Below are 26359 nucleotides of genomic sequence, written 5' to 3'. Positions count from 1 at the left end.
AATTTGAAAAAGGTGCTAATAGTAGACGACTCGCTTGATATTCAGGCGAGTCTGAAGTTTTTACTTGAGGATGAAGGCTACGCTTGTCACGGTGTGGTGACACCAGAGGCTGCATTTGATTATGTCAGTACACAGGAAGTGGACTTGGTGCTCTTGGATATGAACTTTACCCAAGATACCACCAGTGGCAAAGAAGGGCTGATGGCGATTGCTAAGCTCATTCAAATCGATCCGCTCTTACCCATTGTGGTGATGACTGGTTGGGCGACGCTAGACCTTGCCATAGCTGCCCTAAAGCAAGGAGCGGCCGATTTCATTGAAAAGCCATGGGATGATGAGCGCCTTGCTCATAGCATCAAAGTACAAATCGAAAAGCGAGCTGACAGACAACATTTAGCGCGGCTATCTGCTGAAAACGAGCGCCTTAAAAAGCCCCAACACACAGTAGATTTTGTTACGCAAAGTGAGAAAAAGCAGCGTGTACTGACACAGCTCACCCAGTTGGCACAAAGCGATATGAACATCTTGCTGACCGGTGAAAATGGCACAGGAAAGAGCTATTACGCGCAGTATGTACACGAGCATTCAAGTCGTGCTGGTGGCAGTTTTATCTCGATTAACATGGGGGCGGTGAGTGACGAGCTATTTAACTCTGAGTTATTTGGCCATAAAAAGGGGGCATTTACTGATGCGAAAGCAGATAGAGTGGGTGCATTTACACTCGCCAGTAATGGCTCGTTGTTTTTAGATGAAATTGCCAATTTATCTTTGCAGTCTCAAGCAAAATTGCTTCAAGTGCTAGAAGAGCGAAAGTACGTGGCGGTTGGCAGTCACAAAGTCTTGGACAATACTGCGAGGATTATTTCTGCCACTAACTGCCAACTCAATGAAGCGATTGCCAATAATCAGTTTCGCCAAGACTTATATTATCGATTAAATACGGTGGAAGTAGAAATACCGCCATTAAGAGCGTGTCCAGAGGATATCTTGCCATTAGCAGAGCGCTTTTTAATGCGCTTTAGTCATGATTATAAAAAACCATCACCGAGCATTATGCCCTGTGCTGCTAAAGCACTGAGTGTATACGATTTTCCAGGTAATGTGAGAGAGCTTAAGCATATGATGGAGCGCGCGGTGTTTACTTGTTCAAATGCTCAGATATTTGCCAGTGATTTGGCGCTCAACACTACACCGTACTCAGCGTTGCAATCGATGAATACTGCTACTGCGAGCGCATCAGAAAATCATGATTTAACGCTGGATGAAATTATTGAGCAAGCACTCTTTAAAAGACTGGAATTTCACGGTGGTAACGTATCAAAAGCGGCGAAGAGCTTGGGACTATCGCGCAGTGCGTGGTATCGCAAAATGGACAAATATGAGTAGGAGATAAGCAAACTTGTTTTATCGATTTGGACACTGGCTGTTAAGTGCATTACTACTTGTAATTACTAATGTTTTACTCTTTGTGCACGACTATCCAGCAACACTTATTATGTTGATAGACTTAGTATTTGCACTATGTTTTGCTTTGCTCGCTTATAAATATGGTTCGACTAGACAAAACACCATTAATCTCATTGATACCTTGTTGATATCACTTCGCCAAGGCGATTATGCCCTAAGAGCGGTACACGGCAAAGACGCACAATTACGTTCAACGGTGGAGCACTTAAATGCGCTTGCGCAAACCATGCAAGCCGATCAGCGAGCGCTGGCCGAGCAAAGCGATCTGCTAAAGCAAATCATTGAAAAGCTTGATTGTGCACTTATCGTGTTTGACAGCCAAAGCGTTGCATTTGCCAACAGCTACGCTGAGCGCACCTTTTTTGACTGTTACAAAGACGATGCTTGGTGCTGGTTTCAGTCATTACAAGCTCAGCAAAAACAAAGAAAGGTTTCGGTGATGCTAGAGGGGACTGAGCATGCTTTTTTGCTTGAACACGACAGCTGCTACATTGCCAATAAACCTCACACTTTACTGGTTTTAAAACAGCTCGATAGCATTTTATATCAACAAGAAAAAGACGCCTTACAGCGTTTTGTTCGTATTTTAAGTCACGAGATCAATAACACTTTAGCGCCGATCGGCACGGTAGCGCGCAGCCTTACCAAGCGCCTAAACGGTGAATTAGATATAGAAAGGTTTAGCAGTGGACTGTCACTCATCAACGAGCGCGCCAATTACCTTAAATCTTTTATGGGCAACTATGCCTCCCTTGCCAAACTGCCTCCTGCGCACAAGCAAATTGTCGCGCTCGGTGAGTTTTGCGCTCAGCTACAAAGTATCTACCCGCAACTAAAGATAGTAAGCACAGCCGATCTGCTCGGTTTTTTTGATACGAGCCAAATCAAACAGGTGCTTTGCCACCTCATTAATAATGCTCAAGAAGCGTGCACACCTTCGCCAGAGGTTACACTCAACATCACCTCAGATGCTGACAAATTAGCGTTTACGGTCACAGATACTGGCCCCGGTTTTTCCAACCTAAACGAAGCCGCTGAAGCATTTTACACCACCAAAGCTGATGGCAACGGCATAGGCCTGATGCTCTCTCGCATTATTATTGAAAACCACGGTGGACAACTCAAACTAGGCAATAACTCAAGCGGTGGTGCAAAAGTCAGTTTTAGCGTAGAGCGGGGTGGGAGTTGAGTGCTGAAAGCAGCAAAAATAACAAAGAGACCCCGAGCAAAAGTAACGAAGACACCCAATGTAATGTATTAATAATAATTAGTGAAAGAGCGCAATTATGAAGCGGGTTACAGGGTGAAAAATTAATTAAAAAACAACATTAATAAGGATTGTTTATGATATCACGATGCATTTTATTGGCACTTGCACTGGTTAGTACCATTGTGTTTGCAACTCCACATAATAGCTCGCTTGACCCAACTAAGGGAACTTGGCAAAACAAAGATGAAGATGGTGATGGTGTGTTAGACGAGCATGATGAGTTTCCATTCGATGGTCAACGCGCTCGTTATCCCGAAATCGTCGAGATTGAACCTAATGATAACCCTAGCAATGCGGTAAAAGTTGCGCATCAACTTCCGTTTAAAGTAAAGGGGGTGATTTCAAACGCGGGTGATAATGGTGATTTGTACCAGTTTAGCGCAAAAAAGGGCGACTATATCTCAGCTCGCATTATCTATAGCTCAGATAATTTTAAGCCCAAAGTGTATTTTTCTGAACAAGGTGGTTTGGTGATCAACTCATCGCAGATCCATACCCATAGCGCACTCAAAATGGCGCATATCCTGACTAAAATACCCCATGATGGAAAATTCAATTTGAGCGTCATTGATGACTTGTCGGGTGGCGCGCCGGACTATTCCTATGAAATTTACGTATTTAAAGATAATGACACCGATGGTATTGATGATCATGCCGAATATGCAATTGGTGTTGAACCAACTCGTATTGATACCGATAGGGACTCTGTTCATGACTTCTATGAGTATTATGTAAAGCAAGGTACTACACTCGATGAGGACAACAACGGGGTAATTAATTTATTGGACTTAGACAGTGATGGCGACGGCATTAGTGATAAGCACGAAGGCTCAGGAAATGCAGATCAAGATGATAAATTAAACTTTTTGGATCTTGATTCTGATAATGACGGTATAGCGGATGCCGACGAAAAACTCAATACGAAAGGATGGCCTGAAGACTCTGACAAAGACGGGGTTGAGGATTTTATTGATCTGGATAATGATGGCGACAAAGTTTTAGATATTTATGACGCCGAGCCATATGAGCGAGTGCGAGGCTTTAAATTAAGTGATTCACCGAGTGTACAAATATCCTCTCAAGCTGGCTATTACAATGGCTATTCATTGCCTCGAATTTATCGTATCGGCGATAGTGTTGTGTTTTCTGGAGATGACTTTGCCGGGCTGGAGAACCCAAAAGTGGTTATCTATAACGGTGAAGAAATTTATAATATCGCGCCAACATCACACACTAACTCAGCGCTAATCTTTGAACTCAATCTACCATTTCGCAAATATAAGGCATTTATTTACACTCGAAATAAGCGTTCTAATGAAGTGCGATTAAGCCCATACAAAGCGGGCTCACCGTTAATATTTGGATATGCCTCAATCAAAGTTCAAGAAGGCGAGCAATATGAGCTTAAGGGAGTGGGGTTTGATGATAAAACCCGTATCACAATGGGAAATAAAACTCTTGTTCCTTCAACTCATACACCATCTAGCCTTACATTTACGATACCAACCGGTATAACAAAAGGCATATTACAATTAACGAATAATGTTGGAACGAGCAATAAGGTTCGGTATCGGCTGCAAGCACGCTAAAAAATAAACAATAGCAGACTAAAGAAGATTAAAACACCCACCGCAAAGATAGAGAAAAAACGGTTCAAGTTTGTCGTGGGTGTCAGCCATTATCTGCTCTAATAAAGGAAAAAAGATGAAATCTAGGAATGGCATTATAACGTGGGGCTTTGTTATTTTGTCCCCGTTGGCACATGCTGATATCAGTTATATTGATAAAACTCATATATTGAATACGCTTACAAATAACATTGAGCAACAATATGTTGAAGTAAAAAAGATAGATAAAATTTCAGACGCTCTTACAGAGCTCAAAGCAAGTCCTGCATTTACTCATAGTCAGTCACAAGAACAGTTTGCCTCGCTACTAACCGCAGAATTGCAAAAGTTTGACAAGCACTTTACTGTGCAATGGCGAAATCCAAATGAAAGCCAGAATAATAAAACAAAGCGTGAATCTTGGTTTACCAAATTAAGTCGGAAAAATTCAGGCTTTAATCGTGTTGAAGTACTCGATGGCAATATAGGTTATGTTGACTTTTGGGGGTTTGATGAATTATCGAAAAACTCAAAAAACATAGCAGAAAGTGTAATGGGATTTGTATCTAATGTAGATGCTCTTATATTTGACCTTCGTAATAACGGGGGCGGCAGTGCTGAAATGGTGCAGTTTATTAGTAGTTATTTTTTAAAGCCAAACACCCATTTAAACAGCATTTATTGGCGAGCGACTGACTCTACTCGTGAATTCCGAACTTTTGATAATGTTAGTAGCTCAATTCATCTGGACACTCCCATGTACATACTCACGAGCAATGATACGTTCTCTGCGGCAGAGGAGTTTGCTTATAACTTAAAGTACCTTGAACGGGCTACTTTAGTGGGGGAAACAACGAAAGGTGGAGCAAATCCTTGGCAGTTTTATGAGCTAGGAAGTGGTTTTAGAGCTGGTATTCCAATAGCGAAGGCTATTAATCCGAAAACGAAAACAAATTGGGAATCGATTGGCGTTAAACCTCATATTGAAACATCGCAGACTAACGCCTTAGATGTGGCGTATAAAATAGCGCTTAATGAAGTTAAAAAGTCAGTAAGCAATGAACATCAAATCAAGGAAATTAACGACAAGCTTGAAGAGTTATCGAATGACACACCATTCAAAGAGACGCCACAAAGCACCATGTAATAATAGCGACCGTTATAATCATTACGAATAGAGGGAAGATTAAAGGAAGATTAAAGGAAGATTAAGACACCCACCTCAAAAATACAGCCAAAAACGGTTGAAGTTCGTCGTGGGTGTCAGCCTTTATCCTTAATTATCTCTGCCATTATCTGCTAATTTGTTATTTTACTATCCAAGGCACTATGACATGGTCATAGCCAATGCTTAAAGACACGTAGACTAATAGCGCAGCCATTACTAAGTTAAAAGCTTTAAAATACTTGGGATCGGAGATCTGTTTACCCATCATTGAACCCACTATCGAATAGCTAGTGGGGGCTCCGAATGCAAGTACAGCAAGGAGCATTGACCATATGACAACGGCAATGCCGGTAATGCCAACGCTTGGAAACTGAATGGTAGAAACCGGCAAGGTTGCGATTAGCGCTTTGGGGTTGAGTAGCTGCATGAAAAGTCCGTCTCGAAAGCTCAACGATTTGGCCGGACTTCGCGTAGCAGAGAGCTCAACGTTAGCATGTGCCACTTTCCAAGCAATATATAGAATATAAAGACACCCTGCCAAGCTTATAAAAGGCAGTAGCTGTGGATTAATAAACTTGAGCCCGACAATCCCTAAGATAACGAACAAGATGAACATTGCCATTCCAACGCCGGCGAAAAAACCGAGATGAACACGCGTCTGTTTGTTTAGACCACTATGTAGGCCAAGCAAGTTGATAGGCCCAGGGGTATACATTACCCCGATAGCATAGGCGAAAATTTCTGACATGATTTACTACTCCGATATTAGCAGTCGACGAGCTAAGCTAACGGCCCAACTGCAACTGAAATTGTTTTGGTGTCATGCCAAATACGCGTTTAAAGTTACGATTTAAGTGACTGGCATCAGCAAAGCCGGACTCTACCGCTGCGGTGGTGGCGCTACGGCCTACAAGTAGCTGTTTGCGAGCATAGTTGATACGACAATTCAAAACATACTGGTGTGGAGTTATGCAAAAGTGTTCTCGAAAAGCTCGAATAAAGTGATATTTAGACATATTGGCGACATCAGCGATGTCATCAACCGAAATATCGTTGGCAAGATTAGCCAATATATAGTCTTTAGCTCTTAGTACTAAAATTTCAGCCCTTGTTTTACGAAGTGGTAACTCTAAACAGCCATGCAAACGAACCAATGATTGAGCCAACTGAAACAAGGCGGCTTCGTGCTCAATTTTGGAGTAGGATCGTCCCAAAAGTTGCTGAGATATGGTAAGAACTTGATAGCGCAACAGTGGGTCATTGAACAAGGTGTCGTTAAGTCTGAGTACTGTTTCTTGTTTATAACCAAGAGAGCGAAACAGTGGTTGCAATTCTCTTGGGTGCACGTAAAGCATCACATATTCTAAGCTGTGTTCGCCCCCAGAATGACCGTCATGGATATCTTCGGGATTGAAAAGCATTACGCAGCCAGGCTGACTTTTATAAAAAGCACTGCGACAGAAAAAGTCTTGTCTGCCTTTTAGAGTGAGCCCGATCGAGTACTCTTCATGAGCATGTTTGGTGTAGGTGAAATCACTCATGGTTGCGCTCAGCATGGACACATCATCCTGCTGAGCGCTATGGGTATATATAAAGTGATTATTTTTACTCACACTCCCTCCTTCTGTTTGAGCACTTTTGCAAAACTACCAAGTCAATATATTCAAACTATCAATAAAAAACTTGAACGAAATTGCTGATGTATTCACTTCGGAGTTTGCTTAATACTCTTCACAAGGAAACTTAGTTAACCCGGGCTTTGGTCATTAAACCTATCAAATAAATCACAATAGATGCAAAGCCAAAGAGCAGAGGTGATTCAACTGCTTACCTATTACGGGAAAATATTTGATACCATAGCTGCCAACGAAGGTTAGCATGCCGTTAGCCGAATATATATTGAAGGTCGGAAATTTACCCCTAATGAAACATTTTAAAATATTTGCCGTAATAATCTCAGTGCTCATTTTCAGTGGCTGCGCCGCCCACATTCAAGAGACAAGTAAAACAGCGAATAGAGCTGCAGTGAACACGCCACAAAGTGTATTTTTGGATATTACTCCATCGCACTCAGTTTCTAAAAGTAAGTCACTTTCTAACAGCATTAATGAGCTAAAAGCGCTAATAGCCAAAGACTTTAATGGCAGTATTGTTGAGTCTGGAAGTGCAGCTCAAGCACCTTTATCAGTCGAGATCACCATCGAGCACTTTCGTTATGTGTCTGGATTTGGCCGCTTTATGGTAGGTGTAATGGCGGGTGATGCCGAGCTGAAGCTCAATGTAAAGCTAATAAACACCGACACTAACGAGGTGGTTGGTGAGTCGATACTAGATACTCGATCTGAGTTTATCGAAGGCATTTTTGGTGCAACTACTTCTAGGCAGCTTGAAGCAGTATCTAAGAAAGTGGTGAGTATGATTGGCACGGTGGAGCGCGAAGGTAAAACTGATAATACCGCTAACTCATAGTCGATATTGAAGTTCCAAATACTCAAAGAAACCTAGTTTTTGACGATGGGGCTCCTGTATACCTTTTTGAGCCCCACTGATGCGCATTACAAACAAAGGGACGTGAAGCTAATATGAAAACGAAGTTTGTTGATATTACACTTGTTCTAAAAGCCTTGATGTTAACTGTCGCGATCGGCATATTTTTTAACGCGAAAGCGTGGGGTGATAACAGCCCACAGCTGTTGCGTGATAGCTCAGTTAGCGATGTACAAGCGCCCTTGGAAAATCCAGATTTAAAAGGACTACGGACTTATGTTGATGACTGGGTCAAAAAGGCAAGGGGGCAATATAATCTGCCTGGAGTTGCGGTTACTATCGTCAAAGACGGTGAAATTGTATTACTTAAAGGCTATGGATTTGCTGATGTATACAGCCAAGCTATGGCTAAACCGAATAAAACACTATTTCGCATCGGTTCTATCACCAAAACAATGACTGCACTTGCAGTGATGCAGCTGGTGGAGCAGGGTAAGCTATCTATAGATACTGATATAAATGAATATCTGAGCGAATTTAAAATACCTGACACCTTTGAAGCGCCTATTACAATCCGTGCCCTATTAAGTCATCGGGCGGGTTTTGAAGAAGCGGATGCCGGTAACTTGTTCGTTGAAAATGCCTCAGAAATGCTCAGTACAGAGCGATATCTCGCAACACATATGCCCAAGAGAATTTGGCCACCGAGTGTTAATGTATCCTATTCCAACTATGGTTTTGCTTTGCTTGGTTATCTGGTCGAGTTGCAGTCGGGTATGGATTTAGCGACTTATATGGAGCAACATATTTTTTCTGTACTGGGTATGCAAAACACGACATTACGAGAGCCAGTAAAAACCAGTGCAGCCTTAACTGCGATGAAACCTGAGCTACAACAACAGCTTGCAACGGGGTATTTTAGGGATAGACAAGGCAATAATATCGCCAAACCTTTTGAATTTATTGGGCATGTAGGTGGTGCGGGGGCCATTTCTGCAACTGCACATGATATGGCGCTTTATATGTCAGCTCTGATGGGGGATAACAACCTGTTCGTGCAGCCAACCACCCAAAAAACAATGATACATCGACTTTACGACGATAGACCGCTGGCGACAGGGATTGCTCATGGCATGTTTGATGGCAAGTTTAAGGGTTATGAGCAGCGTCATCACTCTGGTGCCACACATACGTTTGCCGCCAACATGGTGATCTTTCCTGAAGTTCAATTAGGTATTTTTGTTTCAACTAACGTTATGGGAAGCGGGGCACACTTTGTTGAGGCTTTACCGACTGCGATATTTAATAAATTTTATCGAAACAAGCCGATAAATCTTGTAAAGCCGTCGCAGCTCAGCACATCTTCCCAAGCAAATGTCTACACGCAAGTTTTAAAACAGCAAGTTAGCCAAGCAAACCTTGAAGATTATACTGGAACATTTCTGAGTACTCGTCGTTCGTATACTCAACTGGAAAAACTGGCCGCATTAGATGCGGCGGCTGAGATAGCCATTGATGATCAAAATAGGTTAGTTATGATGGTTGCAGGGAATAAAATAAAACTGGAGCACCTTGAAGCGGACGTCTTTCAAGCCGGAGCTCGAGACGCACCTATTTTTTACTTTTATCGCGATGGGACAGGGAAGGTAAATCGTTTTTCGGCGAGTATGTGGTCTGGCGATTATGAACGAGTAAGCTTCTTACAAAGCCCACTTTTCTTCAACTTGGCGTTGGCGATATCTTCGTTGTTATCGCTATCCACTTTATTGTTCAGTTGTGTTCGAGCTCGTAAAAGCAAAAGGCTTGGCGTAGTTGAAAAGTTGGCATGTTTTTGTTCAAGTATGATACTTGCAGCGGTGCTGGGCTTTGTTTTAATGAGTGCCGGTATTGTTTTCGATGAATATCAATTTCACGCAAGCTTTCCCACCATAGAGGTAAAGCTGCTACTGTCTTTGGTGATAGCAATCGTTTTCACGACCTTTTTGAAAGTGCTAAGTCTTCCAATCATGTTGCGCATGAGTGATTTGCATTGGTTTTATAAAATACACGATGTGATTTTTACACTGAGTTGCTTGAGTTTTATTTATGCATTTTGGATTTGGAATGCGGTTGGATTTAACTATTTTGGCTAGATTTCAGCTTTTGTGTTTATGTTCTTCTCGAACGAATGCCAAATTAGGAGACAATGCATTACCAATTATCTGTGAATAAAAAGCGATAGTGTATAGCCTGATTTAGTTGTGTAGAGCAAGCTGCAAAACACAAAAAACCAGAGAAACCAAGTTTATAGTTTTACAAAACACTGCAAAATAATGACCGTAATGTTTAGAGTCAAGAATTGAATCAAATCATGAACTCGGCTAAGGTCGGTAATGTAATGAAAAATATATAAAAAAGAGCAATTCTACAGCTCATCATAATTTAAGGTAAAAGTTAATGAAAAGATTCTTTCTAGGGATCATAGCTTACACTTTTTCATCGTTAGGATGCATCGCTCAAGAGCAAAATATGAATTACGCCTTTATTGGGCATTGGATATTTAGTAAACATGAAACGATTGAGAGTTTTAAAAATTCAGGAATGACAGAAGCCGAAGTCAACAAGTTCTCATCAATATTACAACCAGCAGAAATAATCATAACCGAAAATATATATTCAGGGTTTATTCGCGGCAGAGCGCCAACTCATACTCCATATTCAATTATTTCTGTTTCTGACAGTGGCCAATGCTACAAACTTCAACTTGAGGATCCAAGAATACCTTTAGATATCCAAACGCATGAAGTGTGCGTAATCAACGATAAGCTTTTGCTTCCATCTGTTAAGGGGTCAAAGGAAGTTTTTAACAGAAAACGATAACATGATGCTTATATAGCATGTTAAGTCTGTATTTGCGTTATTCAGGCTCTACACGTATGCAGTTTCTACCCGCCTTTTTTGCTTGGTATAGGGCAGAGTCAACTCGCTTTAGCATCTCTGATAAGTCTTGACCATCTTGTAAACTACCTACGCCAAAACTGGCTGTTATCTTGTGTGGGCAGGACAATTGAATGGCTTCAATTGCTTTACGGATCCGCTCAGCTACTTTCTGTGCATCATTAAGACTAGTGTTGGGGCATAAGATAAGAAACTCTTCACCGCCCCAACGAGATGCGATGTCCGTTGACCTTAGACTATTTTGAATTTCCTGCGACACACGCATCAACACTTCATCGCCGATATGATGGCCAAACCTATCGTTTACTTGCTTAAACAGATCCAAGTCCAGAATAATCGTACTGAGGGGGAGCCCGTTAGTTAAACACTCTGCCGTTTCCTCGTGTAGTGCCTGATTCATTTTCCTACGATTGTATAAATTGGTGAGTTCATCCTTATTCGAAAGCACTTCCAATTGTGCGGCCTTGACTTTATCTTGTGTGACATCCAGCATCAGGCCGATTGAATTAAGGGGCTGACCAATGCCGTTTAGTAGCGTTTCACAGTGGTGTCTTACATAAAGTGTGGAGCCGTCAGCTCTAGTTACAACATGCTCAAATGTGGTGCTTCCACCGTGAACAAAAACATTGTGGAGCTGCTGTTTTATTGCTAGCTCGGCGCTTGGATCTAGTGCATTGATAAAGTCGTCCCACTGTGTAATGGCTTCGCCATCAATACCGAGCATGGCAGCAAGTTTATCGCTCATTTTAACGCTGTAGGTTAGGTGGTTAAGCCGCCACGTACCGACATTAGCAAGCTTTTGAATATCCAGCAGAGCTTTTCTGTCGTATTCGTTCTCACGTAACCTTTGTTGCAGCTTGTGGTTTTCTATTTCTAATGCCAGAACTTCATCTTCAAGTTTAGCAATTAGATCTGCGTCATCTGATTTAGGTGGAAATACTTCGCTCATGCATAACCCATTGGCTAATTCAATTTTTCTGCGCACGTGTATTGAGTGCTTCTTCGGCCATTTGTGTACCGACTAGTCGCGATTTTATTTTTTCATATACTATTTCTCTGGTTGTTGAACTATCATCGGCGAATGGCGAAAAACCGCAATCATCACAAGTGCCTAGCTGTGGAATAGGAATAAACTCACTCGCCAGTAACACGAGATCTCGTACGGATCCAGGGCTCTCAATTTCGCGACTGTTCGGGTTAATCACACCAATAAATACACGTTGGAAGGGCTTGAGGATGCTGCCTATCAGCTTCAGGGTTTTCTTGGGGTTCTCTTCACCTCTAAGTGCAACGTAGAAGCTTCCTGCATTTATGTCGAAAAGCGTAGGCAGCAGATATTTATAGTCAATGTCGGCGCTATGGGTTGCATCAATATCAGCTCCCGGACAGGTATGAATACCAATTCGTTGCCTTTCGCTATCACTAAATTGGGCGAGACATTTATTGATTAGCTCAACAAAGGACTTGAGGGTCTGACCTGACGGGTCTAGTTTTAAAGACAGCCTCGCTTCTGTAAAGTCAATTTGTACTTTGTGTGCACCCAGTGCTAAGCAGCGTTTTACTTCGCCAACATGCTCAGTTATCAAATCACTGATAAAGCTTTCGTGATCGTAATTTTCAATCCCGTGAGATGGATAAACTAAGCTCAACATTGAAGGAGAAATAACGGCTTGTTTGACGGGCACAGTTGCGTGTTTGAGTGCGAAAGCGAGAAATTCATCCGCCGTATGTTGATAGCGAAATGGCGGTACTTTAAGGTGTGGCGCAAAGACCCGAGAGTGACCATCGTTAAAATCAACGAGCAAGCCCTGATCTGAGTAGCAAGGTGAATCGTGTAAGCAATAGTGAGCAAAACCATCAAACTTTCTTTGCTCGCCATCACTGACGACCTGACAGCCAATCGCTTCGAGCTCTTTTATCACTTGTTGTGTTTCGTGCTCTGCAATTTCGTTTAAAACCGCGTAACTTATCTTTCCTTGCTTATAGTCCCTGTAAGCGCTTATTAAACAGGGGTTTCGAGGAATTGATCCGATTTGTTCGCTGGGGATCTGGAACCGCGCCATCGTAGTCTACCTTTTCGAGTTGCTTATTCTAAGTAAAACGATAAAAAGCCATAAATAACCAAACAATTGTGCGCTTATACCAACCCAGTTACTTTGTCTGTTTTACAACCACACAAGCGCCAATGTGAGTATAGGATCAAATAGATATAATCGCCTTGATTGCATGGGATTTTAGTCGGTGAGATAACCGTTAGCGGAAAGTTCGCTACTTTTCTAAATTTTAGATTAAAAACGAGTCGATTTATGAAAAAAGCCGCTTTACGCGGCTTTTTCCTTACTTCTTGTACTTTTCAAACCAAGCGAGCGAGTGCTCGATTTTGCTGATCATCCGAGAAGGACGGCCTGCAATTCCATGTGGCGCACCTGGAATTTTGACCAGTACAGAGTCAATTTTACGTAGCTTAAGTGCTTGGTAGAACTGTTCGGTTTCGGCCATTGGCGTGCGCAAGTCTTCTTCACCCGTCATTAGCATGGTTGGTGTAGTTACGTTGCCAACAAGCGAAAGCGGTGAACGCTGCCAATAGTGTTCCATATGCTCCCATGGCATACCCGGGAATTGCGTTGGAATTTGACCAAGGCCACTGTCAGCGGTAAGCACTTTACTCAGCCAGTTGATCACAGGCTTTACGACAACCGCAGCGTTAAAACGGTTCGTTAAGCCAATCGCGTAGGCTGTTGCGATACCACCTGCAGAGCCGCCAGCAATAAACAGATTATCTTTGTCGATAAAGCCTTTCTCAAGCATAGCGTCTACCCCTGAGTTATGATCGGCAAAGTCTTCTTTCGAGCTGTATTTGTACTTGAGCAACATCGCAAAGCGCTCGCCGTAAGAGCTACTGCCTCTGTGATTGTCGTAAAATACCACATAACCTTCAGCGGCATAACGCTGTAATTCTGCTGAGAAATGGGGGCCGTAGGCTAAGTGTGGGCCACCGTGAATTTCTAGTAGTAATGGATATTGTTTTTTCGGGTTAAAATTTGGTGGGGTAATATACCAGCCCTGAATTTTCTCCCCGTCGAACGACGAGTTATACGTGATCTCATGCACTTTACCAAGGGTTTTATGTGCAAGTAGGTCTTCGTTAAGGCGGGTTAATTGCGTTACTTTGCCTTTTCTTGTTGTGATAGCGATGTCTGCAGGGCGCTCGCTCGAACCTTGAGTAAAGGCAATTTCCCCATCAAAGTTAGCACTAAATTCACCGCTTAGATAAGGGCGACCAAGGGTTGTGCCTGAGAGTGTATCTGTGATGTCGGTAATTTTGCCTTTTGTGGTGATGCTCGCGAGCTTTCGCTTGCCGTGGTCATCGTACGTCATCGCCAGTCTATCACTGCCAATCCAAGTTGGGTCTTGGATTGAGCGGTCAAAGTCTTTGGCAATCATGTGGGAGGTTTTGTCCTGCCAATCCATAATATTCAGTTTGCTATTACGGTAAGGGTTTAGCGCGTTCGATGCACTAAGGTAAGCCAGTTTTTTACCATTTTCGGAAAAGCTAGGTGCGTACTCACGACCAGGAGCCGACGTAAGCTGGGTGATATTACGGTTAAAATCAACTTCGAATAAGTCGCCTTCTAGGCGCTTGTATTCCCAGTCTGCAATGCGGTTTGCTGAAAACACAATCGCCTTTGCGTCTGCTCGCCACGCGAGTTTCCCACTATGGTGATAATTACCAGAGGTTAATTGGCGTGGCGTGCCGCCTTCACTCGGTAACACGAAGATCTGGCGATAGCCGGGTTTGATAAGGCCACTACCATCAGCTTGATAGTAGGCTTTGTCGATAACAATGGCAGAATCGGACCACTTCGCGCCTTTTGGTTTTTCTGGCATTTTGGCAATGACCGCTGGCTTTTCGGCAACCTTTTGGCTAAAAGCCAGCCATTTGCCATCTGGTGACCAAGTTAAGCCACTGATCCCAGATTGTAACTGTGTAAGTAGTGCCGTACGGTTTTGAGCAAGATAATGCACATGAATTTGTGTGCTACCGGATACATTGCTCACAAAGGCGATTTTGCTACCATCTGGCGACCAACGAGGTTGACTGTAATTGTTTTCATCAGAGAAGAGTGGTGATTGTGCACCTGACTTAGTATCGACCAGCCACAGGTTTTGTCGCTTAGCATCCTTCATTACATCATTGCTGTTACGCACATATACCACTTGAGTACCATCTGGTGATATTTGCGGGTCGTTTGCATATTCCAGCTCAAAAATGTCTTTAGCCTGTAATCCCACCTCAGTCTGTGCGACTGTTGGCAATGCAGCGCAAGCCAGTAAAGTGCAAATGAGCGTCCGTTTCAATCCATAAGGCATAATGCCACCCTCTATATAATTTTTATTTAGGGCTACATAGTTATTCAGGTGCAATTCAATGTCACCTAATACGCGATAGAACGAAATAAAAACTCGATGTGTCAAATAGAATGGGAATGAGTGGCTGTTTTTTGTGTGAAATCGGATGAAAGTTGCGGATGTTTGAAGTGAGTGTCCGTAAGTTATCTGCGCGTAAGTTATCTGAAAAAATGAGTGTTCATCAATAATGGAAAGGCCGCTCAAGCTGCGCCGCTATCATTCCTTGAAGGCGGCACATAATTTAAGTTCCATTTAGCTGCTAGCGTTATGATTAACCAAGCTTGATTAAGCTGATTTTTTGGCTAATAGCTCTTGGCGCACGAGTTCAGCCCCTGCGCTCAATGCAGCGAGCTTACCTCTTGCCACTTCACGAGAAAGTGGTGCCATACCGCAGTTAGTGCATGGGTAGAGTTTGTCGGCGTCAACAAACTCAAGCGCTTTGCGTAGTGTGTTGGCAACTTCTTCTGGCGTTTCGATGGTGTTGGTTGCAACATCAATCGCACCAACCATCACTTTTTTACCACGGATCAACGCTAACAAGTCGATTGGTACGTGAGAGTTATGACACTCTAAAGAGATGATATCGATATTGGATTTTTGTAGCTTAGGAAACGCCTCTTCATATTGACGCCATTCTGATCCTAAGGTCTTTTTCCAATCGGTGTTGGCTTTAATGCCGTAGCCGTAGCAGATATGCACAGCGGTTTCGCATTTGAGTCCTTCAATAGCGCGTTCAAGCGCCGCAATGCCCCAGTCGTTGACCTCATCAAAAAAGACATTAAACGCCGGTTCGTCAAATTGAATGATATCGACTCCAGCAGCTTCCAGCTCTTTGGCTTCTTGGTTAAGGATCTTAGCAAATTCCCATGCTAGCTTTTCACGGCTTTTGTAGTGGTCATCATACAGCGTATCTATCATCGTCATGGGACCTGGCAATGCCCATTTGATAGGTTTGTCTGTTTGGCTGCGTAAAAATTTGGCATCTTCAACAAAAACTGGCTTTTGGCGAGATACTGGGCCAACCACGGTCGGAACACTGGCATCATAGCGGTCGCGAATTTTTACCGTTTGACGCTTCTCAAAGTCCACACCGCTTAGGTGTTCAATAAAGGTGGTTACAAAGTGCTGACGGGTTTGCTCGCCGTCACTCACGATATCAATCCCTGCAAGTTGTTGCTCTTGCAAAGCAATACGTAGCGCATCGTTTTTGCCATCAATAAGCTCGTCGCCCTCTAGTTTCCAAGGTGACCAGAGGGTTTCTGGCTGAGCAAGCCAAGCGGGCTTAGGTAGACTGCCAGCAGTAGACGTTGGTAATAGTGTTTTCATAATAAATGCTGTTCCATATTCCCGTTGATTATAAAGCGTAATTGGCAGACCACTGTTCAAGCACGGTTTGGTAAGGCTTGATAAAATGCTCTTCGGCAAATCGACCTTGTGCAATCGCCAACTGGCTGCGCTCTTCGCGGTCATAAACAATCTGCGTTAATGAGTGATCTAGGTTTTTCAAGTTTGGCTGATAGCACTTGCCTGCAACCGCATTGGCGTTGTAAATCTCAGGGCGGTAGATCTTTTGGAATGTTTCCATAGTGCTGATGGTGCTGATCAACTCCAGATTGGTGTAGTCATTCAGTAAGTCACCAAAGAAGTAAAAAGCCAAAGGTGCAACGCTATTTGGTGGCATAAAGTAGCGCACCTGTAAGCCCATCTTTTTGAAATATTGCTCAGTTAATGATGATTCATTTGGCTGATATTCAAAGCCAAGCACAGGGTGCTGATTTTCAGTGCGGTGATAGGTTTTGTTATCCGATACACTTAGGCAAATCACCGGTGGCTTACTAAAGTGACTCTTGTAAGCTTCTGAATCGACAAAGTATTTAAATAGCTTACCGTGTAAGTCGCCAAAGTTAGCTGGGATGCTGAATTTAGGTTGATCTTTATTATGATCAAGCAATAGCACGCTAAAATCATAGTCACGTACGTAAGATGAGAAGTTGTTACCAACAATTCCCTCAATGCGTTCATTGGTTTTGTGGTCAACAATATTGGTTTTTAACACCTCAATTGACGGGAAAGTTTGTCCACTGCCTGCAATATCCATATCAACTGAGACTATCTCAAGCTCAACAGAATAACGGTCGCCTTTTGGGTTATCCCAGTTAGCCAATGCGTTAAAGCGATTATCAATCATCTTTAAGGCATTGCGTAAGTTTTGTTGGCGGCTTTCGCCTCTTGCTAAGTTAGCAAAGTTGGTGGTGATCCGCGTGCTGTTTGACGGATGGTAATTCTCGTCAAGACGAATGCTCTTAATAGTGAAAGTAAACTCGTTATTCATGGTCTTCAGGTATCCAATTCTAATGCTGACGCGCTCGGCAATTACGTTTCACTGCGATAAACAGATATCCACGGGGACGCAGTGGGAGTGCCGAACATTAAGTGATGTGAGATTTATACGTGGATCACAAGATGAAGAAAAACGGTTTTATTTCACATAAAACATGAGTCTGATTCATGAGTTACAAAAATAGATGCTGCTTATTGAGTCACATGTGCAGGAAATATGAGCAATTGTAGAGTGAAACTCTTTGGAGATCCAAAAGTCTAGACTGCTAAATGTCTAGGTTGTATTTGTTTCAAGTAAAACGTGAGGAATATTCAAGGCTTATCTAAGTTAAAAGCACCAATGGCAAAGCGTTATGTTGTTATACTCGCCAGCGCTTAGGTGGCACAAAGGCTAAAAGCAACGCCGATATTGCTCACTTAGGTGATTGCGCCTCAATTAAAAGAAGAGATAAGTGGAATGAGTGAGTTGATATTGTTGTTTGTGTATTGTGCACTACTCGGTAGTGTTGTCGGCTTTTTAGCCGGGTTGTTAGGTATTGGCGGTGGGCTGGTTATTGTTCCGGTGCTTAGCAGTATTTTACTGTATTTTAAGGTGTTACCACCGGAGCAAGTGGTGATAGCCGCCGTAGCGACATCGCTGGCATCCATTTTATTTACTTCTACCTCATCGGCAATCGCGCATCATAAAAATGGCAATGTACCGTGGGATGTAGCGCCGTGGATAATGACGGGCGTTGCACTAGGCGCGCTTATCAGTGGTTTTTTGGCTGCGCTGTTACCCGAAAACGCAGTGCGCATTGTATTTGCAGTAAGTGTGGTATTGATAGCAATAAAAATGTTTTATAGCAGCAAAAATGAGAGTACAACCCAAAGGCAGCTGCCAAATAAAGGCATACTTACGGTATTAACGACGATCACCGGTGGTTTATCTGCCATGATAGGCATTGGCGGTGGGGCGCTTTTGGTACCGCTGTTGACGTTTTTCTCTGTTGATATGAAAAAGGCCATAGGATGCGCTTCTGCATGTGGCATTGTTATCGCGCTCTTTGGTTCCGTTGGCTACATTAGCTCGGGCAGTGCGCACTTTGCACTTTCGGATGGTTTCGCCGGATTTGTTTATTTGCCAGCCCTGTTAGGAATTGTGTGCACGTCTTGGTTTACCGCTCCAATGGGGGCTAAAGCCACGCATCACTTGCCTGTTGCCACGATTAAAAAGGTATTTGCTGTGCTGCTGTTAGTGATGGCTGTGAATATGGCGGTGAATTAAGTACTTTTGAGCCAAAACGAACTATGGCGTGTTTGGCTCAGAAGCTCTGCTTATCTTACTTTTTGAACGGATCTTCGGTTGGTTCAAAATGCTTGTTTAACTTGCCATTTCTGGTGCTATTGATGTACTCCCCAGATGGATCTTCGCTTATCAATGTGAAGGCACAGACTGGCGATTCAAAGTTAAAGTTTGCCAATTCCACCCAAGCAACATGAGGCGTGCGGGCATTGCAAAAGTAATAGGTTTGGCTCCTATGCGCTGCAACGGTTGTCCACAAGGTATTAGATATATTTGGGCTGGCACTGCTTGTAAAATTATAGCCAAGGGGTACTGATGCACTTGCAGCAACCGAGCGAGCCTGTGCAAGGGCATCATGCTCATCGTTTGGTAAATCTAAGTGATTAAGATAAAACGCAGCGCGCTCGAATCTATCGGTTGAGTATGGACCGCCAGGGATCGTATGGCTCGGCTGACTGTTTTTATCACTCCATTGCCACAGCCAATAATCATTAATCCTTAGCTGATCTTCATAACTTGGTTCATTGGTAACAACGCGATAGTCAGCGCTGTGATGGATCTTAAAAGCCCCATTCTCAACTTCGATAATGGCTGAATCGCCACTGATATCCGACACTATTAAATGCAATGCTGCGGTTTTACCTTCGCTGTTAGGTACTTCTGCACCAACGATCTGAATTTCTTGTTTGCTGAATACGTCAACGACTTCCTTGACGAGTACAAATTTGTCTAACACATATTGCAACCATCTCAGGACGCTCAGCTGCTTTTTACTTTTGCATGCTGACTTACCGTACGTCGCGCCTGAGTCGTACAATACATTTGCGACAAGTCCCATAGAGTTCATACCATCGGAGGCTGCCCAGCCACTGCAATCATCTCCAACCATAGCGACCACGCTACTATAGGAAGATGTCCACGTAAGTGGGTTGCGAGTTTTCTCGCTTGCTATTGCCTCTAGCTCAGAAACTGGCTCAAGCCCCGATTTTTTTAGTCCTTTTTCAAGTACAAACAAGCTGGTAGGTAATATAAACATCCAGTCCATATTTCTGGCAGTAGCCAAATATGCTCTATTCCAGTTATTAAAAGCTCTAGTACACATAACAACCTCACAAGAAAATTAAATATCCTTTTGATGAGTGGTTTCTCATCAATCTACTGTTTCATACTAGGCTTTGAAAAAGGCTAAATACATTACAGAAAGTTACAGTGCATTACAGGAGTGGTAAGTCAGTAACTATTAGCGTGAAAAACTAACGATTCGACAAGTATTCGTCTCAGGCTCCCTAAAACAAAAGTGGTGTGAGGTTAGTAGAATGAGTATATTTGCAAGAATTGGGTTAATTGCTATCAGGTATGACGTTTAGAGGAAATGGGATGATAAGAGAGATAACTCGGGAAGATTTTGAGTCGTTTTGGCCAACGTTTTCAGAAGTGATCCAAGCGCAAGAAACGTATGCATTTGACTCAAATATGAGTATGGAGCAGGCATTTTTACGTTGGTGTGAAACGCCGCTCAAAGCTTTTGCATATGTTGAAAATGGGCAAGTACTTGGCAGCTATTATTTGCGACAAAATGCGATGGGTCCGAGTAGCCACATATGTAACTGTGGTTACATGGTGTCGAGTTTGGCTCGTGGTAAAGGAATTGCACGGCTGATGTGTGAACATTCCCAGCAGCAAGCGTTAGCGCTGGGGTTCGAAGCCATGCAATTTAATAGTGTGGTATCGACCAATGAACTGGCGATTAAATTATGGCAAAAGCTTGGTTTTACCATTGTGGGCACTATTCCCAAGGCATATAAACACAGGAAATTGGGCTTGGTTGATAGCTATGTTATGTATAAATGGTTGGCTGATTAAAATGGACAGGCTCTAAACTAACGTGGCGAATGTTATTTTGCGCAGTCGATCAGTATGTGTTTACTGCGCATAGTCTTAAGTAAAAAGCTGATGAGCCGCTTGACGTTGGGTAAGGATTTTTTTGTTGGATGGGTCAAGATCCATAAATCTGCATAGTGCTCACTCGCTGGTGCAAATTCAATTAAATTAGGGAAATGCCTTGCAATATAGTGCGCCCCTCTGATCATACCAAGCCCTTCGGATGCAGCCTGATGACGCAGCACTAAATCTTCAATTGATAGAGAAATTGGGGCGGTTGGATAGGGTGTATCAAGTAGCCAAGTCGGTCTTGCTGTTACGCTGGCGGTTATCCAAGAAACGCTTTCACTCGTGCGTTTATCGAGATAGTCTTTATGCATGAAGTAGCCAAGTGAAATCGGAAATAGCCGGTGACCAACTAAGTGCTCATCCGGAACGTGAGAAGCTCGGATCACGACATCGGCTTCTGATTTCTCTAGATCGGAAAGTGCATAGGTAGTATTAATCGACAGCGTGAGATAAGGATTGTTTTGCTGAAATTCATGTAGTTCGTCTAACAAGACAAACTGCAAAATCGCTGGGGGGATAGATAAGTTTATTTGTTGTTTTAACTGCTTAACCGAAGTGTTAATTTGGCTTAAGTGAGGGGCAAGGCTGGCTTCCATGTTTTCAGCGGCACTGAGCAGCTGTAGTCCCAATTCAGAAAACGAGACTTTGCCTTGCGAAAGCATGCATATATCAAGACTAAAGCGTTGATTTAAAGCATGTAGCCTACGAGATACCGTCGTGTGGTTTACGCCGAGAACTTTGGCCGCACCTCTGAGTGTATTGGCACGCTTTAATGCAAGCAGTAATTGAAAGTCGTCCCAGTTTTCCATGCCTACAACACCAAAGTTTAGATGCAATTAAAGTAAAGTGTTTTTCGCATCATGTACAGCGAACGCAGATATTTTCCATTCACCATCAACTAAATAGACGTAATAGCTTGCGCCTACTTTATTAAAAAGTGCGCCTGATTGGGTGTATCGCTCAGCAATGTTGCTTACTAACGCAATATTTTTATCAAGAAAATGAATACTGACCTTGCTCCACTTTACGTGACTGACACCTTCTTCCTTCAGGCGTGTTAAGAATACTTGCACCTGTTTATTCATTTGCGTTTGTGTGATCACGCTCGGCTTTGAACTTGATGACATTAACATAAGCGTATCTGTGTACAGTTGAGGACTGGTTGGTAAATCACCAGTTTGCAGATAATGGTTGTATTTACTCATATAGCTGTCGAACAGTTTATTGATTTTAGCTGTGTCCGTTTCTGCCAATAACTGGCTACTAAAAGTAAATAAAATAAATAGGATAGCGGTTCTCATAAGGTGTTGCTCCAAGTCAGTTTTTTATGAGTCTAGCAGGCAAAAGCTGGTTTTATGTGGATTATTATGTGATTGCTATGTTGCGCTTACGCACCACGAAACTAAACAATTTTTTCAAATACAGGATTAGCCTAATTGTCGAGTCAGCAAATCACAGATGAAGCAGGCTTGTTATCTGCAACATAACGATAGTCGAGAATCAGCAACAATGTAGTGCGGGATTTCGGATTGAAATAGAAGTAGCAACCCTTACTCTATGGTGTAACTCAAACCGTTAAGGATTGTTATGACTTCACTTGCTAACATGCCATTTTCTTTGCTCGAATTAAGCCCGATGAAAGAGCGAGATACCGTTTCACAAACCCTCGCTAACAGCGTGGCTTATGCGCAAAAAGCGGACGAACTTGGCTTTAAACGCTTTTGGATGGCTGAGCATCATAATATGCGTGGCATTGTCTGCGCAGCAACCTCCGTATTGATAGGGCATATTGCCGGACATACTCGCAATATTCGGGTGGGGGCGGGTGGCGTGATGTTGCCAAACCATCCACCGTTAGTCGTCGCTGAGCAGTTTGGCACCTTAGAAAGCCTCTATCCGGGGCGTATTGATTTGGGATTAGGGCGCGCACCTGGCAGCGATCCGATTACCAGCCGAGCACTACGTCGCGATGACAGGCGTGCGGAGCAATTTGACGATGAAGTTGCTGAATTACAAGCCTTGCTCGGGCCTTATGATGGTCACTCCTCGGTGCGTGCTATTCCGGGTGAAAACACCAAGGTACCAATTTGGTTGCTTGGTTCGAGTCTTTATAGTGCCCAGCTCGCCGCAAAGCGAGGTTTACCGTATGCATTTGCGGGTCATTTTGCGCCACGATTCGTGCATGATGCTATCGCGCTTTATCGCCGCGATTTCCAACCATCAGAGGTATTAGATAAACCTTATGTAATGCTTGGTTTACCCGTAGTTGCAGCCGATACCGACGAGCAAGCGCAGTATTTAGCTACTACGTTAAAACAGCGTATCTTAGCGTTGATGCGAGGTCAGGCGTTATGGTTGAAACCCCCCGTTGACTCGATGGACGGGCTGTGGAATGCCCAAGAGCAAATGCAAGTCGAAAGCTTTTTAGGCCTATCTGTGGTTGGAAGCCCCGGGACGGTCCATCATAAACTCAGCATGATTAAACGTGAATTAGCGGTCGATGAGTTTATTTTTACCAACGATTTATACGAGCTAAGTGATAGAAAACATGCGCTTGAGATCTTGGCGGGCTTAATACAGCGGTAATAGGTCCTAAGCAAGCAGCTTAGGTTACACCACTGATTTTAAGAATGATTATAGATAAGCCACGGAAGTGGCCTTGTCAGTCTCTATACAAAAAGTACAAAAATCGTACTTTACATAATCACACAAGGAAGGTGAACCGCAACAGATACGCAATCTACACGTGTTCCGACAGCTTGAGGACGATCTTGGTACTCTTGCTTCCCTCCCGCGATATTTGGTGTTTGAGCAAGGTTAAGCTGAAGCGACTGAGATGAAAGCGATTTCAAACTTGACTTTTTTATTTTTAATTTCATTACTTATTCCTTAGTTATCAGTATGTTATTATAAAATTTATTTACCCACCTTATCCAATTGGGTCGAACCAAATTTTCATGTTTTTGTAATGATGTCAAACTTTTGAGTTTTGTGGTTTTTATGTAACTAAATTGTTTTAGCCAGGTGTTGTAACTTTGTAAGCTGAACTACATTGATTCTTTAAGTTATGATTACCTAGTAGTCAATAAGTAATGGTAAGGAAAAATGATGGATCAAGTTGTACGCGTCGGGGTTGGTGTGGTCATAATGCTCGATAATAAAATTTTGCTTGGTGAGCGTATTGGTGCTCATGGCGCACATACTTGGGCAACGCCGGGTGGCCACTTAGAGTATGGAGAGGACATTGAGGCATGTGCAATAAGAGAGGTGCATGAAGAAACGGGGCTAGATGTTGTAAACGTTGAAAAGCTTGGTTTTACAAATGATTATTTTGCCGATGAGCAGAAACATTATGTCACTTTGTTTGTCATGGCAAGGTGCGATACTCATGATGCAGAAGTTAAAGAGCCAAATAAATGCAAACAATGGCAGTGGTTTTCGCTTGATGAATTGCCGCAGCCTCTGTTTTTGCCTTTGGTGAACTTTTTAGAAGAAAACAACACACTTTATCGATACTAAAATAGCAATTGGGGCATAGCATGGAAGAGGTAGTCGTTAGATATATTCATTTTATCGGTATTTTATTTTTGGCATCGACGCTCGCGATTGAAAACGTGCTACTCTCCAAATCAATGAGTAGTCAGAGCATTAAGCGGTTAGCGGTAGTTGATGGCTTGTATGGTGTCAGTGCGCTTGTAACCCTTGGCGCAGGGTTAACGCTATGGTTTGCAGTTGGCAAGCCCAGTGAGTTCTACACTAAAAATCCGATTTTCCATGCCAAAGTCGGACTATTTTTGTTAATCGCTTTACTATCTATCATTCCGACTGTGTTTTTATTGAAGCACCGTAAGACAACAGCAGCTAATTTGTCTGTGCCCCAGCGCATCATCGTCATTAAAAGGCTAGAAATGCTGTTACTTTTAGTTTTACCGCTACTTGCTGCACTTATGGCAAGAGGCTATGGGTTGCCCTCATCATGAAACAAAATATTGTCAATATTGCGCTCGTCGTTAAAGACTACGATGAAGCCATCGACTTCTACGTCAATAAACTAAGTTTTGAATTAATAGAAGACACCTATCAACCCGAGCAAGACAAACGCTGGGTGGTGGTGGCACCGCCTAATTCTCATGGTACGACGTTACTACTTGCCAGAGCTTCTACGCCAGAGCAGCAGAAGTTTATTGGTGATCAAGCTGGTGGGCGGGTATTTTTATTTTTAAATACCGATGATTTCTGGCGTGATTATGAGCGCATGAAGTCTATTGGTATCCAGTTTATTCGCGAGCCACAAGAGCAAGATTATGGCACGGTTGCTGTATTTGAAGATCTCTATGGCAACCGCTGGGACTTATTGCAGCTAAACCCTGATCATCCCATGGCAAAGAGATGATCTCAAAGTTACCAAAATGGGTTGAGGTCGGCGCCTTTATATTGGCGCTCGTCGCAGGATTTGTGAATGCAATCGGCCTACTTAGCTTCGAGCACCAATCTGTTTCTCATTTATCCGGCACTGCGACTATGTTTGGAACCAGCTTTTTAGGTGGCAACCTCAAAGAAACCCTGCACTTATTTGGTGTGTTAATTGCGTTCTTGCTTGGCTCTGCACTTGCTGGCTTTTTGCTGCATGGCACCACATTAACCCTTGGCAAGCATTACGATACCGCGCTGATACTTGAAGCTATTTTGCTTACTGTATCTCTCGTATTACTGATACAAGGCTCATTTTACGGCCACTTTTTTGCCTCCGCAGCTTGTGGACTACAAAACGCATTGGCTACTACCTACAGTGGGGCTGTCGTGAGGACAACCCATGTAACTGGAATTGTTACGGACTTGGGACTAATGATTGGGGCTTTGTTTAGAGGCGAGCCTTTGGATACCAGAAAAGCAAAACTGTTTGTGTTGATAATCTCAGGGTTTGTGGCAGGTGGTGTGTTGGGCGCTTGGCTTTATAATAAGTTTTACTTTCAGGCGCTGTGGTTGCCCATAACCAGCTGTTTGCTGATTGCAGGTGTTTACCGCTTTGCGCTTAGGGACAGGAGATAGTAAGTGGTTGTGTTGATATATCTTGGTTTGGATTATTGACTACTTAATCGACATCGTATAAATTGGCTCGCGATTTTAATTTGGATCTTTCCACGATGTTTTACATCCTATATAAGAATTTTGTCAGAAGGCTTAGCTCCGCGCATTAACACGATGAAGTGTTGCTCGGAGCTTACTTTCTAAATCTTCATCAGAGACATTGGCGACTACCTGAATAAAGGTGGGCAGCGTTAATGTATCTGATGATTGGAAAGACGAAGCCGGCGATGATACTTCATCGCCGGCTTTTTTGTGCCTGAAATACAGGGGCACAAGTTTTCAAATTTTTTGAAACGGGAGGTCGGCATCACAGCCGAACTCCCGTTTTTTATGGATGTAATTTAATGAAC

25 protein-coding genes are annotated in these 26359 nt (G+C 43.0%); 14 read left to right on the top strand and 11 right to left on the bottom strand.

Features of this window, described 5'->3' with window-relative positions:
- Positions 1–3 precede the first annotated feature (3 nt).
- From GSF04_RS03640 to GSF04_RS03625, 4 genes are all read left to right on the top strand, one after another.
- A complete protein-coding gene (locus tag GSF04_RS03640; protein WP_211856670.1) occupies positions 4–1386 on the top strand; it encodes a sigma-54 dependent transcriptional regulator in 1383 nt (460 codons plus the stop codon).
- A 13-nt stretch (positions 1387–1399) separates the two neighbouring features.
- Positions 1400–2656 (top strand): ATP-binding protein, encoded by a 1257-nt coding sequence (locus tag GSF04_RS03635; protein ID WP_211856668.1) that lies wholly within the window; start codon positions 1400–1402, stop codon positions 2654–2656.
- A gap of 155 nt (positions 2657–2811) precedes the next feature.
- Positions 2812–4326: a cell surface receptor IPT/TIG domain-containing protein gene (locus tag GSF04_RS03630; protein ID WP_211856666.1), complete on the top strand. Its 1515-nt coding sequence runs from the start codon at positions 2812–2814 to the stop codon at positions 4324–4326.
- 79 nt (positions 4327–4405) lie between these two features.
- The gene (locus GSF04_RS03625; RefSeq protein WP_249122331.1) at positions 4406–5491 is read left to right on the top strand and encodes a S41 family peptidase; all 1086 of its coding nucleotides are present in this window, start codon (positions 4406–4408) and stop codon (positions 5489–5491) included.
- Between the two features lie 160 nt (positions 5492–5651).
- Here GSF04_RS03625 and GSF04_RS03620 read toward each other — a convergent pair whose 3' ends face one another.
- Both GSF04_RS03620 and GSF04_RS03615 read right to left on the bottom strand, forming a co-directional pair.
- On the bottom strand, positions 5652–6260 hold the full coding sequence (locus GSF04_RS03620) for a LysE family transporter (RefSeq protein ID WP_211856664.1): 609 nt from the start codon (positions 6258–6260) through the stop codon (positions 5652–5654).
- Positions 6261–6297: 37 nt separating this feature from the next.
- Positions 6298–7125, bottom strand: a complete 828-nt coding sequence (locus GSF04_RS03615; RefSeq protein WP_039496419.1) for an AraC family transcriptional regulator — start codon at positions 7123–7125, stop codon at positions 6298–6300.
- A gap of 310 nt (positions 7126–7435) precedes the next feature.
- Between GSF04_RS03615 and GSF04_RS03610 the strand changes: the two genes are divergently transcribed.
- From GSF04_RS03610 to GSF04_RS03600, 3 genes are all read left to right on the top strand, one after another.
- A complete protein-coding gene (locus GSF04_RS03610) occupies positions 7436–7981 on the top strand; it encodes a DUF4410 domain-containing protein (RefSeq protein WP_010370122.1) in 546 nt (181 codons plus the stop codon).
- A gap of 113 nt (positions 7982–8094) precedes the next feature.
- Positions 8095–10131 (top strand): serine hydrolase domain-containing protein, encoded by a 2037-nt coding sequence (locus tag GSF04_RS03605; protein ID WP_211856662.1) that lies wholly within the window; start codon positions 8095–8097, stop codon positions 10129–10131.
- Between the two features lie 304 nt (positions 10132–10435).
- On the top strand, positions 10436–10858 hold the full coding sequence (locus tag GSF04_RS03600; protein WP_211856659.1) for a hypothetical protein: 423 nt from the start codon (positions 10436–10438) through the stop codon (positions 10856–10858).
- Between the two features lie 37 nt (positions 10859–10895).
- Here GSF04_RS03600 and GSF04_RS03595 read toward each other — a convergent pair whose 3' ends face one another.
- From GSF04_RS03595 to GSF04_RS03575, 5 genes are all read right to left on the bottom strand, one after another.
- Positions 10896–11885, bottom strand: coding sequence for a GGDEF domain-containing protein (locus GSF04_RS03595; RefSeq protein ID WP_211856657.1), 990 nt, complete (start codon positions 11883–11885; stop codon positions 10896–10898).
- Between the two features lie 19 nt (positions 11886–11904).
- Complete coding sequence (locus tag GSF04_RS03590; protein ID WP_211856655.1) at positions 11905–12999, bottom strand: 5-methyltetrahydropteroyltriglutamate--homocysteine methyltransferase; 1095 nt, start codon at positions 12997–12999, stop codon at positions 11905–11907.
- Between the two features lie 274 nt (positions 13000–13273).
- On the bottom strand, positions 13274–15307 hold the full coding sequence (locus tag GSF04_RS03585) for a S9 family peptidase (RefSeq protein WP_211856653.1): 2034 nt from the start codon (positions 15305–15307) through the stop codon (positions 13274–13276).
- A gap of 324 nt (positions 15308–15631) precedes the next feature.
- Positions 15632–16672 carry a methionine synthase gene (locus GSF04_RS03580; protein ID WP_010370114.1) on the bottom strand — a complete coding sequence of 347 codons (1041 nt, stop codon included), beginning with the start codon at positions 16670–16672 and terminating at the stop codon, positions 15632–15634.
- Between the two features lie 28 nt (positions 16673–16700).
- Complete coding sequence (locus GSF04_RS03575; protein ID WP_045990348.1) at positions 16701–17678, bottom strand: DUF1852 domain-containing protein; 978 nt, start codon at positions 17676–17678, stop codon at positions 16701–16703.
- Between the two features lie 465 nt (positions 17679–18143).
- Here GSF04_RS03575 and GSF04_RS03570 point away from each other — a divergent pair, with 465 nt between their 5' ends.
- Complete coding sequence (locus GSF04_RS03570) at positions 18144–18953, top strand: sulfite exporter TauE/SafE family protein (RefSeq protein ID WP_211856651.1); 810 nt, start codon at positions 18144–18146, stop codon at positions 18951–18953.
- A 55-nt stretch (positions 18954–19008) separates the two neighbouring features.
- On the opposite strand, the gene GSF04_RS03565 is transcribed toward GSF04_RS03570, so the two are convergent.
- Positions 19009–20034 (bottom strand): linear amide C-N hydrolase, encoded by a 1026-nt coding sequence (locus GSF04_RS03565; protein ID WP_249122330.1) that lies wholly within the window; start codon positions 20032–20034, stop codon positions 19009–19011.
- 314 nt (positions 20035–20348) lie between these two features.
- Here GSF04_RS03565 and GSF04_RS03560 point away from each other — a divergent pair, with 314 nt between their 5' ends.
- On the top strand, positions 20349–20834 hold the full coding sequence (locus tag GSF04_RS03560) for a GNAT family N-acetyltransferase (protein ID WP_211856647.1): 486 nt from the start codon (positions 20349–20351) through the stop codon (positions 20832–20834).
- 32 nt (positions 20835–20866) lie between these two features.
- Here GSF04_RS03560 and GSF04_RS03555 read toward each other — a convergent pair whose 3' ends face one another.
- Positions 20867–21730, bottom strand: a complete 864-nt coding sequence (locus tag GSF04_RS03555; protein ID WP_211856645.1) for a LysR family transcriptional regulator — start codon at positions 21728–21730, stop codon at positions 20867–20869.
- Between the two features lie 27 nt (positions 21731–21757).
- The gene (locus GSF04_RS03550; RefSeq protein ID WP_211856643.1) at positions 21758–22222 is read right to left on the bottom strand and encodes a hypothetical protein; all 465 of its coding nucleotides are present in this window, start codon (positions 22220–22222) and stop codon (positions 21758–21760) included.
- Positions 22223–22508: 286 nt separating this feature from the next.
- Here GSF04_RS03550 and GSF04_RS03545 point away from each other — a divergent pair, with 286 nt between their 5' ends.
- A complete protein-coding gene (locus GSF04_RS03545) occupies positions 22509–23507 on the top strand; it encodes an LLM class flavin-dependent oxidoreductase (protein ID WP_211856641.1) in 999 nt (332 codons plus the stop codon).
- Positions 23508–23617: 110 nt separating this feature from the next.
- Here the strand turns inward: GSF04_RS03545 and GSF04_RS03540 are convergent, their stop codons facing one another.
- Positions 23618–23800 (bottom strand): hypothetical protein, encoded by a 183-nt coding sequence (locus GSF04_RS03540; protein ID WP_039496443.1) that lies wholly within the window; start codon positions 23798–23800, stop codon positions 23618–23620.
- Between the two features lie 229 nt (positions 23801–24029).
- Between GSF04_RS03540 and GSF04_RS03535 the strand changes: the two genes are divergently transcribed.
- The 4 genes from GSF04_RS03535 to GSF04_RS03520 are packed head-to-tail and all read left to right on the top strand — an operon-like array spanning position 24030 to position 25970.
- The gene (locus tag GSF04_RS03535; protein WP_211857494.1) at positions 24030–24440 is read left to right on the top strand and encodes an NUDIX hydrolase; all 411 of its coding nucleotides are present in this window, start codon (positions 24030–24032) and stop codon (positions 24438–24440) included.
- 20 nt (positions 24441–24460) lie between these two features.
- Positions 24461–24901: a DUF2214 family protein gene (locus GSF04_RS03530; protein ID WP_130165792.1), complete on the top strand. Its 441-nt coding sequence runs from the start codon at positions 24461–24463 to the stop codon at positions 24899–24901.
- Positions 24898–25314, top strand: coding sequence for a VOC family protein (locus GSF04_RS03525; RefSeq protein WP_039496449.1), 417 nt, complete (start codon positions 24898–24900; stop codon positions 25312–25314). The genes GSF04_RS03530 and GSF04_RS03525 overlap by 4 nt, the downstream gene beginning before the upstream one ends.
- Positions 25311–25970 (top strand): YoaK family protein, encoded by a 660-nt coding sequence (locus tag GSF04_RS03520; RefSeq protein ID WP_211856639.1) that lies wholly within the window; start codon positions 25311–25313, stop codon positions 25968–25970. Before GSF04_RS03525 ends, GSF04_RS03520 begins: the two co-directional genes overlap by 4 nt.
- Positions 25971–26359: the final 389 nt, after the last annotated feature.

This window comes from Pseudoalteromonas sp. A22, from assembly GCF_018141345.1.
Lineage (GTDB): Bacteria > Pseudomonadota > Gammaproteobacteria > Enterobacterales > Alteromonadaceae > Pseudoalteromonas > Pseudoalteromonas maricaloris.
Note: the sequence above shows the minus strand (reverse complement) of the source record. Positions and strands in the feature narration are given on the sequence as shown.

Bases quoted from the DNA above. Each gene is read 5' to 3' on its own strand.
- GSF04_RS03630 (WP_211856666.1), top strand. From the start codon at position 2,812: ATGATATCACGATGCATTTTATTGGCACTTGCACTGGTTAGTACCATT.
- GSF04_RS03620 (WP_211856664.1), bottom strand. From the start codon at position 6,260: ATGTCAGAAATTTTCGCCTATGCTATCGGGGTAATGTATACCCCTGGG.
- GSF04_RS03610 (WP_010370122.1), top strand. From the start codon at position 7,436: ATGAAACATTTTAAAATATTTGCCGTAATAATCTCAGTGCTCATTTTC.
- GSF04_RS03605 (WP_211856662.1), top strand. From the start codon at position 8,095: ATGAAAACGAAGTTTGTTGATATTACACTTGTTCTAAAAGCCTTGATG.
- GSF04_RS03600 (WP_211856659.1), top strand. From the start codon at position 10,436: ATGAAAAGATTCTTTCTAGGGATCATAGCTTACACTTTTTCATCGTTA.
- GSF04_RS03595 (WP_211856657.1), bottom strand. From the start codon at position 11,885: ATGAGCGAAGTATTTCCACCTAAATCAGATGACGCAGATCTAATTGCT.
- GSF04_RS03590 (WP_211856655.1), bottom strand. From the start codon at position 12,999: ATGGCGCGGTTCCAGATCCCCAGCGAACAAATCGGATCAATTCCTCGA.
- GSF04_RS03585 (WP_211856653.1), bottom strand. From the start codon at position 15,307: ATGCCTTATGGATTGAAACGGACGCTCATTTGCACTTTACTGGCTTGC.
- GSF04_RS03580 (WP_010370114.1), bottom strand. From the start codon at position 16,672: ATGAAAACACTATTACCAACGTCTACTGCTGGCAGTCTACCTAAGCCC.
- GSF04_RS03575 (WP_045990348.1), bottom strand. From the start codon at position 17,678: ATGAATAACGAGTTTACTTTCACTATTAAGAGCATTCGTCTTGACGAG.
- GSF04_RS03570 (WP_211856651.1), top strand. From the start codon at position 18,144: ATGAGTGAGTTGATATTGTTGTTTGTGTATTGTGCACTACTCGGTAGT.
- GSF04_RS03560 (WP_211856647.1), top strand. From the start codon at position 20,349: ATGATAAGAGAGATAACTCGGGAAGATTTTGAGTCGTTTTGGCCAACG.
- GSF04_RS03555 (WP_211856645.1), bottom strand. From the start codon at position 21,730: ATGGAAAACTGGGACGACTTTCAATTACTGCTTGCATTAAAGCGTGCC.
- GSF04_RS03550 (WP_211856643.1), bottom strand. From the start codon at position 22,222: ATGAGAACCGCTATCCTATTTATTTTATTTACTTTTAGTAGCCAGTTA.
- GSF04_RS03545 (WP_211856641.1), top strand. From the start codon at position 22,509: ATGACTTCACTTGCTAACATGCCATTTTCTTTGCTCGAATTAAGCCCG.
- GSF04_RS03540 (WP_039496443.1), bottom strand. From the start codon at position 23,800: ATGAAATTAAAAATAAAAAAGTCAAGTTTGAAATCGCTTTCATCTCAG.
- GSF04_RS03535 (WP_211857494.1), top strand. From the start codon at position 24,030: ATGGATCAAGTTGTACGCGTCGGGGTTGGTGTGGTCATAATGCTCGAT.
- GSF04_RS03530 (WP_130165792.1), top strand. From the start codon at position 24,461: ATGGAAGAGGTAGTCGTTAGATATATTCATTTTATCGGTATTTTATTT.
- GSF04_RS03525 (WP_039496449.1), top strand. From the start codon at position 24,898: ATGAAACAAAATATTGTCAATATTGCGCTCGTCGTTAAAGACTACGAT.
- GSF04_RS03520 (WP_211856639.1), top strand. From the start codon at position 25,311: ATGATCTCAAAGTTACCAAAATGGGTTGAGGTCGGCGCCTTTATATTG.